The 10,182-nt window shown below is 72.6% G+C and carries 9 protein-coding genes; 4 read left to right on the top strand and 5 right to left on the bottom strand.

Features of this window, described 5'->3' with window-relative positions; translation table 11 throughout:
* The first annotated feature begins 172 nt into the window (after positions 1 to 172).
* Positions 173 to 487, top strand: a complete 315-nt coding sequence (locus LCG91_RS07695; RefSeq protein WP_224443031.1) for a hypothetical protein — start codon at positions 173 to 175, stop codon at positions 485 to 487.
* Between the two features lie 182 nt (positions 488 to 669).
* Here the strand turns inward: LCG91_RS07695 and LCG91_RS07690 are convergent, their stop codons facing one another.
* Complete coding sequence (locus LCG91_RS07690) at positions 670 to 2,133, bottom strand: peptide MFS transporter (RefSeq protein WP_224443030.1); 1,464 nt, start codon at positions 2,131 to 2,133, stop codon at positions 670 to 672.
* Positions 2,134 to 2,342: 209 nt separating this feature from the next.
* Between LCG91_RS07690 and LCG91_RS07685 the strand changes: the two genes are divergently transcribed.
* From LCG91_RS07685 to LCG91_RS07675, 3 genes are all read left to right on the top strand, one after another.
* Positions 2,343 to 4,442, top strand: coding sequence for an acyl-CoA dehydrogenase (locus tag LCG91_RS07685; protein ID WP_224443029.1), 2,100 nt, complete (start codon positions 2,343 to 2,345; stop codon positions 4,440 to 4,442).
* Between the two features lie 69 nt (positions 4,443 to 4,511).
* Positions 4,512 to 5,123, top strand: a complete 612-nt coding sequence (locus LCG91_RS07680; RefSeq protein ID WP_224443028.1) for a SatD family protein — start codon at positions 4,512 to 4,514, stop codon at positions 5,121 to 5,123.
* Positions 5,120 to 5,683: a hypothetical protein gene (locus LCG91_RS07675; protein WP_224443027.1), complete on the top strand. Its 564-nt coding sequence runs from the start codon at positions 5,120 to 5,122 to the stop codon at positions 5,681 to 5,683. Before LCG91_RS07680 ends, LCG91_RS07675 begins: the two co-directional genes overlap by 4 nt.
* Positions 5,684 to 5,720: 37 nt before the next feature.
* On the opposite strand, the gene csrA is transcribed toward LCG91_RS07675, so the two are convergent.
* From csrA to LCG91_RS07655, 4 genes are read right to left on the bottom strand one after another with little or no spacing between them, the layout of a single operon-like run.
* Positions 5,721 to 5,996, bottom strand: a complete 276-nt coding sequence (csrA, locus tag LCG91_RS07670) for a carbon storage regulator CsrA (protein WP_224443026.1) — start codon at positions 5,994 to 5,996, stop codon at positions 5,721 to 5,723.
* 4 nt (positions 5,997 to 6,000) lie between these two features.
* Entirely contained in the window at positions 6,001 to 6,963 is a 963-nt protein-coding gene (locus tag LCG91_RS07665) for a hypothetical protein (protein ID WP_224443025.1), read from the bottom strand.
* Complete coding sequence (locus LCG91_RS07660; RefSeq protein WP_224443024.1) at positions 6,938 to 8,992, bottom strand: flagellar biosynthesis protein FlhA; 2,055 nt, start codon at positions 8,990 to 8,992, stop codon at positions 6,938 to 6,940. Before LCG91_RS07660 ends, LCG91_RS07665 begins: the two co-directional genes overlap by 26 nt.
* A complete protein-coding gene (locus tag LCG91_RS07655; RefSeq protein ID WP_224443023.1) occupies positions 8,989 to 10,179 on the bottom strand; it encodes a flagellar biosynthesis protein FlhB in 1,191 nt (396 codons plus the stop codon). The genes LCG91_RS07660 and LCG91_RS07655 overlap by 4 nt, the downstream gene beginning before the upstream one ends.
* Positions 10,180 to 10,182: the final 3 nt, after the last annotated feature.

The following is a 10,182-nucleotide window of genomic DNA, read 5'->3' as shown; positions in this document are numbered from 1 at the left end:
GCGGGCGGCTCTGGTCGCACGACTTGCCGCTCGACTTCCCGCGCGGCGGCACGTCCTGCGACGAGAGCGAACACGGACGGCACGTCGTGCGACGAGGGCGGCTGCGACGGGCCGCGATAGGCGGCGACAGGCCGGGCCGGGCCCGCGCGGGAGGGCGCGGTACGGTGGGCTCGTGTTCGGACGACGTGCTCGCAGCCCCCGCGACGACGACGGCGCCCGCCCCGGGGATGCCGGCGGGCTCGGGCTCGGGATCGGCGCCCTCGTGCAGGTGGTCGACACGGACCGCGGCGGCGAGCAGTGGGCCGACGAGCCGATCGGTGTGATCGTCGCGCCCGGCGGCGTGCAGCTCGGCGGGACCCAGCGCACCTGGACCGTGGCGTTCGACGAGCCCGCCTACACGAAGGACGGCCGCGGCCCCTTCGAGCGCGCGACCGTCCTGGGTCGTCAGTTGGTGCCGGTCGGACCGGCAGCCGCGGACGAGGTCTAGTACTCCTCGTTGCCGCTCTTGAGCATGGCGGCGACGGCCATGCACAGCCCCACGCCACCGAGCACGCCGATGCCGATGATGACGCCTGCGATGAGTTCGAGCATTGGTGACTCCTTGGGTTGCGGGGCCGGTGTGGCGGTGGCCGTCGTGGCCGCGTCCAGGCTACCGGATGTGCCTCGGGCCTAGCGGATGCCGCGCATGAGCCGCAGCACCGGCTTGGCGCAGAGGAGCAGCACGACCCCGACCGCGACGGCGACCAGGCCGAGGACGGTGAAGTACGGGACCTCGTTCGTCGACGAGTAGTACTGCGAGAGCACGCCCGTCGCCGCGGTGCCGAGGGACACCGAGAGGAAGAAGAGCGCGACCATCTGGGTCTGGAACCGCGCCGGCGCGAGCTTCGTCGCGACCGACTGCCCGACCGGGGAGAGCAGGAGCTCGGCGATGGTGAAGACGAGCAGGATGCCGACGAGGGCGATCAGCGGCGTGCCGTTCTCCCCCGTGCCGGAGAACGGCAGGAAGAGCAGGAACGCGATGCCCATGATGCCGGTGCCGAGCGCGAACTTCGTGGGCGTCGAGGGCTGGCGGTCGCCGAGCTTCGTCCAGATCGCGGCGGCGACACCGGACAGCACGATGATGAAGACCGGGTTGATCGACTGCACCCACGAGACCGGCATCTCCCAGTCGCCGAGCGAGCGGTCCAGCCGCTGGTCCGAGTACTGGGTCACGACGGTGAACTGCTGCTGGTAGAGCGACCAGAAGACGGCGCTGGCGATGAAGAGCGGGATGAAGCCGAGCACGCGGGATCGCTCCTCGGCCGTGATGCCGCTGGACAGGATCACCACGAAGTAGGCGATGGTCGCCACGATGACGATCGCGACGACGACCGTCGGCAGGTTCGACACCGTGAGCAGTCCGGTGAGCACGGACACGACCACGACCACGAGTGCGACGACGACGAGCGCGGCGACCAGCGGCAGCCGACGACGGTCGACCGGGTTCGTGACGTGGCGGACGGACTCGGGGAGCTTCCGCCGGCGGATGCCGTACTGCACGAGGCCCGCGGCCATGCCGACCGCGGCGAGCCCGAAGCCGTAGTGGAACCCGAGCGAGGACTGCAGCAGCCCGGTCAGCAGCGGCCCGAAGAACGCTCCGAGGTTCACCCCGAGGTAGTACAGCGAGAACCCGGCGTCACGACGCGGGTCGTCGCGGCTGTACAGCCCGCCGACGATCGTCGTCGCGGTGGCCTTGAGCCCACCGGAGCCGAGTGCGATGAGCACGAGTCCGACCCCGACGCCGGCGACGCCCGGGATCAGGGCGAGCCCGATGTGGCCGAGCATGACGACGACCGCGCTGGTGAACAGCGTCCTGTCGGCGCCGATCAGCCGGTCCGCGACCCACGCACCGATGATGGTGAAGAGGTACACGGCACCGCCGTACGCGCCCATGATCCCGTTGGCGATGCCCTCGTCGATGCCGAGGCCACCGCGCGTGACGGTGTAGTACATGTAGATCAGGACGATGCCCTGCATGCCGTAGAACGAGAACCGCTCCCAGAGCTCCACCGCGAAGGGCGTCGACAGCTCGAAGGGCTGCCCGAAGAACGTGCGTTGCTGCGCCGGAGCGCTGGGTGGGGTGGTGCGAGACATCCGTCCACTGTGCCCCGGCCCACCCCGCCCGTCCGAATCGGAGCGGGGCGCGTACAAACTTCCGCGGTGCGGTCTTGGAGGATTCCCACCACGGCTCTCCCGCTCCGTCGGCACCGGTTGTGCGCCCGCACGGCGTTCGCGCAACACTCGGGCGAGGTGCCTAGCGTGTGGAGTGCAACACGGACAGAGCAGTTCAGGAAGGCTCCCCCATGGTCGACACCGCACCCGCACGCCCCACCTCGACGACCGAGGCCCCGAACGCCGACGCCATGGGCGACCCGGCAGCGGGGACCCCGACGGGCGGCACGGACACCGACGTCCGGATCGACTCGACGCTGCTCGGGGAGCTCCTGCTCGGACGCTGGGCCGAGGACCGCCGGATCTCGCGTCGCCTGTCGCTCGACCCCGGTCTGCACAAGATCGAGGGACAGCCGATCGCGGAGCACCGTGCCCGTGTCCTCGAGCAGCTGCGGGTGCTCGTCGACGCCGGCGCGATCCAGCGGCCGTACCCGACCGAGTTCGGCGGCCAGGAGAACCACGGCGGCAACCTCGCCGCGTTCGAGGAGCTGACCACGGCGGACCCGTCGCTGCAGATCAAGGCGGGCGTGCAGTGGGGGCTCTTCGGCTCCGCCGTGCACCACCTCGGCACCGAGCGCAACCACAGCGAGTTCCTGCCGGGCATCATCCGCTTCGACGTCCCCGGCTGCTTCGCGATGACCGAGACCGGGCACGGCTCCGACGTGCAGAGCATCGCGACGACGGCCACGTACGACCCGGACACGCAGGAGTTCGTCGTGCACACGCCGTTCCGCGGCGCCTGGAAGGACTACATCGGCAACGCGGCACTGCACGGTCGCGCAGCGGTGGTGTTCGCGAAGCTCGTGACGCAGGGTGTCGACCACGGCGTGCACGCGTTCTACGTGCCGCTGCGCGACGAGGACGGCGCGTTCCTGCCGGGTGTCGGCGGCGAGGACGACGGGGTCAAGGGCGGCCTGAACGGCATCGACAACGGTCGCCTCTGGTTCGACCACGTCCGGGTACCGCGCACGAACCTGCTGAACCGGTACGGCGACGTGGCCGAGGACGGCACCTACACCTCCCCGATCGCCTCGCCCGGTCGCCGGTTCTTCACCATGCTCGGCACGCTCGTGCAGGGCCGGGTGTCGCTCGACGGCGCCGCGGTGGTCGCGCAGAAGGTCGGGCTGCAGATCGCGCTCACCTACGCTGCGGAGCGTCGGCAGTTCCCGACGGGCGGCGGCGACGAGGGGGTGCTCCTCGACTACGGCCGCCACCAGCGCCGCCTGATCCCCCGGCTCGCGACCGTGTTCGCGCAGTCGTTCGCGCACGAGAAGCTGCTGCAGACCTTCGACGACGTGTTCAGCGGACGCGAGGACACCCCGCAGCGTCGAGAGGACCTGGAGACCCAGGCGGCCGCCTTCAAGGCGATGTCCACGTGGTCGGCGCTCGACACGCTCCAGGAGTGCCGCGAGGCCTGCGGCGGCGCCGGGTTCCTCGCCGAGAACCGGCTCACGAGCCTCCGCGCCGATCTCGACGTCTACGTCACGTTCGAGGGCGACAACACGATCCTGCTGCAGCTCGTGGGCAAGCGGCTGCTCACCGACTTCCGGGCGAAGGCACCGCGCGACGCGGCCTCGACCGCCCGGTTCGTCGCCGTTCAGGCAGCGACGAAGCTCGCCGACGCGTCGGGCATCCGTCGGCTCGGGCAGACCGTCGCCGACCGCGGCTCCCTGGCGGCGAGCGTCACCGACCTGCAGGACCCGCGCACGCAGCGCGCACTGCTGGCCGGCCGGGTCGACACGATGGTCTCCGAGATCGGGGTGCGCCTCGCCTCGGCCGGCAAGGACCGCGCCCGAGCAGCGAAGCTGCTCAACCGCTCGCAGCACGAGCTCATCGAGGCGGCGAAGGCCCACGCCGAGCTCATGCAGTGGGAGGCCTTCACGGACGCCATCGAGGCCGTCGCCCCCGGCGACACCCGTCGGGTGCTCGTCTGGCTGCGCGACCTCTTCGCGCTCGGGCTCCTCGAGCAGCACCTCGACTGGCACCTGCTGCACGGCCGACTGTCGACGCAGCGTGCCCGTGCGGTCTCGGCGTACGTCGACCGACTGGTCGCTCGGCTCCGCCCGGTGGTACCGCAGCTCGTCGAGTCGTTCGGCTACGCTCCCGAGCACGTCCGCGCGCCGATCGCCCTCGGCGAGGAGCGGGCCCGCCAGGAGGAGGCGGCGGCGTGGTTCGCCGCCGAGGCCGCCGCGGGCCGCCTGCCGGAGCAGGAGAAGAAGCCCCGCCCGTGATCAACCTCGTAGGGTTGATATCGGCGAAATCAACCTTGTAGGGTTGATGGCGGAGGTGCAATGTTCGCAGTGACCGTGGACCAGGTGGGCAGCCGCTCGGACGACGACCGGGTCGAGCAGGCCATCGACGTCGTCAGCACCACAGCCGCCGGGCGCCTGGTGCTGCCGCCGGAGCGGACCGCCGGCGACGAGTTCCAGTTCCTGCTCGACGATGCGGGCACCCTGCTCGACGTCGTGTTCGCCCTCGCGCGCTCGGACGGGTGGAGCATCGGGATCGGCGTCGGGGACGTCGAGGAACCGGTACCGGACTCGACGCGGGCTGCGCGCGGTGACGCCTTCGTCACCGCCCGTGCGGCCGTCGACCGGGCGAAGGACGTCCCCGAGCACCTGGCACTCGAGGTGGCTCCGGGGCGTCGACTCGGCACCGCCGACGTCGAACCCCTCGTGACGCAGACCGTCCGGGCCCGACAGCGGCGCTCCCGGGAGGGCTGGGAGCTCGCCGACCTCCTGCGCGCCGGGCACTCCCGGACCGAGGCCGCCGAACTGCTCGGGGTCACACCGCAGGCGGTCGCCAAGCGCTGGTCGGCCGCGGACCTGCGCTCCGACGACGCCGTGCACGCGGCACTCGCACGGCTCCTGACCGAAGCAGACACCCCGGCCGGAGCGGACACCCCCGCATGACGCTCTGGCTCGTCGGAGCGCTCGTGCTGCTCGCCGTCGCCGCGCTCAGCGCCGTGCACCGCGTCCCACCGCTCGCCCGCGCCGTCCCGGCGGTCGTGGTGGTCGCCGTCGTGCTGGCCGCAGAACTCCTCGGCCTCGTGCCGGTCGCCCCGTCGACGGCCCTCCGCGTGCTCGGGACGACTGCGGTGGTCGCGATCGGCGTGCTCGCGGGCAGCGCCGTCACGGGCGCGGTGCTCGGCGTCGCCATGCGCGAGGGCGTCGAACGGGGGCAGCACGGCGGGATCCTCGTGACACGAGCGGACGAACCCGTCGTCGAGCGGCGCCGTCCCGAGGTGCTCCGGGGCGGAGCGGCGATCGGCTTCCTCGAGCGCTTCGCCGTGATCGGCGCGGTGCTGGTGGGGCGGCTCGAGATCGTCGCGGCGGTCGTCGCGGTGAAGGGTCTCGGCCGCTTCTCGGAGCTCGACTCCGCCGAGGCGCGCGAACGGTTCATCGTCGGGACGCTCACGAGCACCTGCTGGGCGGGACTCGCCGCATGGACCGCGATCGGCCTGCCCCACTGACGCGACGCGACGCGACGACCCGCGACGCCCCTCGAGCTCAGCCCTGGTCCGCGGCCCGGCCCCGGTCACCGAGGGCTGCACGCAGACGGGCCTCGGCGTCGTCGCTGCCCGCCGTCGCGGGAGCCGCGGCCGCAGCAGCAGCCTCGGCGTTCGCCTCGATCACGGCGCGCACGACCTCCTCGCGCTGGATCTTGACCCCGCGCGGAGCGTCGATGCCGATCCGCACGCCGTCGCCGCGGCTGTCGAGGACCGTGATGACGACGTCGTCACCGATGAGGATCCGCTCCCCGACCTTCCGCGTGAGTACCAGCACCCCGTCAGCCTAGCGACACCACCGGCAGGCCCAGCTGGTGCACGGACTCCGGCGTGGCGGTCTCCCGCGCACCGATCGCGACCACACCCGCGACGGGCACCCGACCGGCGACCGCGAGCACGACGGCCCGCGAGTCCTCGGTCTTTCGGCCGACGTCCACCACGACCCACACCTGGTCGGCGGCGAGCCCCTCGATCGTCGCGCCGTCGTCCCATGCGGACACCCCGAGCAGCGCGTGCCCGTTCCTGACCCCCTCGGCGCGTGCGAGGATCCCGGCCCGACGGTCGGCGGCATCGGTCGGCCGCAGCCCGTACCGTCCGGCGAACACGCCGGCCGCCGCGTCGACGTCACCGGGCCGCCCGACGAGCAGCACGAGGTCCCCGTCGGCCGACCGCACGGCCGGCACGGGCAGCACCGGCGCGACCAGCAGGTCGACGGCACGCGGTCCCGGGACGGGGTGCGTGCCTCCCGTCCGGTCCGTGTCGTCACCCGGGACGGTCGCGACGGGTGCGGACCCGTCCTGGAGGCGCACCCCGGCTCCGGCGACGGGGCGCGGGTCGATCCCGTGGCCGCTCGGGCGCGGGGCGCCGGCCGTGGTACCGGCCGTCCCGATCCCGTCCGCCGCGAAGCCGTCGAGCACGGACGCGAACGCGTCCGCCCGCGTCGAAGCGGTGCCGTCACCGGCGGCGATGCGTGCCTCGGCCGCTTCCGCGTCGGCGAGGAGCGCGGCGATGCCGATCCGCGTGACCGGACCGTCGGCGATGGCGACGCGTGCGGTCGGCGGGTCGAGCGGGTCCGGTACCTCGACGACGGCCTCGACGTGGGTGCGGCGGAAGAGCCCACCGATCCCCGGGGTGGACACGCGCTCCGCCGAGACGATCCGGGCGCCGGCGCCGAACTCGGCGCGCAGGGCGTCGCGGACCGCCTCGAGCGTGGGGCCGCTACGCAGCGATCGGGTCGGCGGCACGGACGACTCCCACGGTCTCGATGGTGGAGCCCGCGGCGGTGGCCTCCTGGTAGGAGAGCACGGGCAGGCCGTTCGCCTGGGCCGAGACCATGCGGTGCACGGCCGGCCGGAGCTGCGGCGCACAGACGAGCACGGCGGACAGGCCCTGCTCCTCGACGCTGCGCACGGCGTCGCGCAGGGAGCCGAGGACCTGCTCGATGCGGTGCGCGTCGAGCACGATCTGGGTGCCCTGCTCGGACGGCCGCAGCCCCTCGAGCATCGACTGCTCGAGCAGCGGGTCGATCATGATGACCCGGAGCGTGCCGGCCTCCGCGTGCCGGGCGGGCAGCGCCGGGCCGAGGGCGGCGCGGGCGGCCTCGACGAGTCCCTCGGGGTCGGTCGACACCTTCGCGCGGAGGGTCAGCGCCTCGCAGATGCGGCCGAGGTCGTTGATCGGCACGCGCTCGGCGAGCAGCCCCTGGAGCACCCGCTGGACCTCGGCGAGGGACAGCATGCCGGGGACGAGTTCCTCGACCGCGGCGGGGTTGACCTGCTTGACGCCGTCGGTGAGCACCTTGACGTCCTCGCGGGTGAGGAGCCGCGCGGCGTTGTCGCCGATGACGGCCTGCAGGTGCGTGACGAGCACGGACACCCGGTCGATGACGGTCGCGCCGGTCATCTCGGCCGCGTGCCGGAGCTCTGCGGGGACCCACTTGCCGGCGAGGCCGAACACCGGCTCCACCGTGGCGGTCCCGGGCAGCCCGTCGAGCTGGTCGCCGAGCGCGAGCACGCTGCGGGACGGCGCGGTGCCCCGTCCGGCCTCGACGCCGGCGATCCGGATGGCGTACGTCGACGGCGGCAGCTCGATGCTGTCCCGGGTCCGGACGGGCGGCACGACGATCCCCATGTCGACCGCGATCTTCCGACGGAGGGCACGCACCCGGCCGAGCAGGTCGTCGGAGGAGCCGGACACCATGTCGACCAGGTCCGGCGCGAGCAGGATCTCGAGCGCGTGCACGCGCATCTGCTCGAGCAGGTCCTCGGGGCTGTCCGCCGAGGGCGCCGCGGCCTCGAGCGCCTGCTGCTGCTCGGCCGCCGCCGCCTGCTGCGCGGCCTGTCGCGAAAGCCGCCACCCGGCGAACAGCAGCCCTGCGCCGATGAGCAGGAACGGGACGATCGGCATGCCGGGGATGAAACCCATCGCGATCGCGGCGACCCCGGCGATCATCAGCGCGTTCCGGGACTGCGTCAGCTGCGTGGTGGCCGAGGCGCCGATCTCGGTCTCCGCGCCGGACCGGGTGACGATCATGCCCGTGGACACCGCCATGAGCAGCGCGGGGATCTGCGTGACGAGCCCGTCGCCGATCGTCAGGATGCCGTACTTCGACAGCGCGTCGGTGACCGACAGCCCGTTCTGCAGCATCCCGATGGCGATGCCCCCGACCAGGTTGATGACGATGATGAGGATGCCCGCGATCGCGTCGCCCTTGACGAACTTCGACGCGCCGTCCATCGCGCCGTAGAAGTCGGCCTCGGCGGAGACGGCCGCGCGACGCTCCTTCGCCTCGGCGTCGGTGATGAGCCCGGCGTTGAGGTCCGCGTCGATCGCCATCTGCTTGCCTGGCATGGCGTCGAGGGTGAACCGCGCCCCGACCTCGGCGACGCGTTCGGCGCCCTTCGTCACGACGACGAACTGGATGACGACGAGGATGAGGAAGACGACCGCGCCGATGATGATCGAGCCGGACACCGCGACGTGGCCGAACGCCTGGATGACGTCGCCCGCGAACCCCTCGCCGAGCACCAGGCGCGTCGACGCCACGTTGAGCCCCAGTCGGAAGAGCGTCGCGACGAGGAGCAGCGACGGGAACACCGAGAAGTCGAGTGGCTTCTTCACGAACAGTGTCGTGAGCAGGATCACCAGCGCCAGCAGGATGTTCAGGATGATGAGCACGTCGAGCAGGAACGACGGCACGGGCAGGATCAGCAGCAGGACGATGCCGACGATGAAGACCGGGACGGCGAGCTTGGGCAGGTCCTTGCGGTTCATGCGGGTGCCCCTTCGGTGGTGGACGGACGGGTGCGGAGACGCCGAGGTCGGGCGTCGCCGGTGAGCGTGGTGGGGTCGAGGACGGTCGCGACCTCGTCGGCGGTGGTCGGTGTCGGCGCGGCGTACGTGCCGGCGGCGGCACCGCGGGCCTTGAGGGCCATGACGAACGAGAGCACCCGGGCGACCGGCGTGTAGAGGTCGACCGGGACCTCCTGCCCGAGCTCGCAGGCCGCGTGCAGGGCCCGGGTCAGGGGGACGTCGCGGACGATCGGCACGCGGGACGTCTCTGCGGTGGACCGGATGACGTCTGCCACGGGGCCGGCGCCCTTCGCGACCACCCGGGGCGCGGACTTCCCAGGCTCGTAGCGGAGCGCGACCGCGTAGTGCGTCGGGTTGGTCATGACGACGTCGGCGTCCCCGACCGCGGCGATCATCCGGTTGCGGCTCATCGCGAGCTGCCGGGACCGGCGCTGCCCCTTCACGAGCGGGTCGCCGTCGGTGCGCTTCGCCTCGTCCTTGACCTCCTGCTTGGTCATCATCGTGCGCTTCCGGTTGCGGCGCACGACCACCAGGACGTCGACCGCGGCGAGCACGAGCCCGGCGGCGACTGCGGCACGGAGCAGGGTGCCCGTGCCCTCGCGCGCCGCGTCGAGCACCGACGACAGCGGCAGCGAGCCGCTCGTCATCAGGACGGGCACGAGCGACTGCACGGCGAACCAGAGGACGAGGCCGACGACGGCGGTCTTGAGCAGCGCCTTCACGCCGTTCCACAGCGCCTGCACCCCGAAGACCCGCTTGAACCCGGCGACCGGGTCGAAGTGGTCGGGCTGCGGGGTCATCCGTCGGAAGTGCACGCCGCCCTGCGCGACCGACACGGCGGCGACGGCGACCGCGACGACGGCGAGCATCGGGCCCACGGTCGCGGCGACGGACCCGAGCGCGTCGGACAGGGCCTGCCGGACCGCGGGGATCGTCGGGTCGGCGATGACGTGCTGCACGACGCGGAGCTGCTGCTCCCCCGCGCCCGCGGCGTTGCCGATGGCTGCGGGCATCACCAGCGCGGCCATCGCGATGCCCACCCAGGCGCCGAGGTCCTGCGACCGGCCGAGCTGCCCCTTGCGGTGCACCTCCTGCATCCGCTTCTGGGTGGCCTTCTCGGAGCGTTCCCCGCTCCCTCCGTCGGACACGTC

It is taken from the genome of Curtobacterium sp. TXMA1 (genome assembly GCF_020162095.1).
Classification (GTDB): Bacteria; Actinomycetota; Actinomycetes; order Actinomycetales; family Microbacteriaceae; genus Curtobacterium.
This window is presented reverse-complemented; position numbering and strand designations above follow the sequence as displayed.

Coding starts and splice junctions, on each gene's coding strand:
- LCG91_RS07690 (WP_224443030.1), bottom strand. CDS start 2,133: ATGTCTCGCACCACCCCACCCAGCGCTCCGGCGCAGCAACGCACGTTC.
- LCG91_RS07685 (WP_224443029.1), top strand. CDS start 2,343: ATGGTCGACACCGCACCCGCACGCCCCACCTCGACGACCGAGGCCCCG.
- LCG91_RS07675 (WP_224443027.1), top strand. CDS start 5,120: ATGACGCTCTGGCTCGTCGGAGCGCTCGTGCTGCTCGCCGTCGCCGCG.
- LCG91_RS07660 (WP_224443024.1), bottom strand. CDS start 8,992: ATGAACCGCAAGGACCTGCCCAAGCTCGCCGTCCCGGTCTTCATCGTC.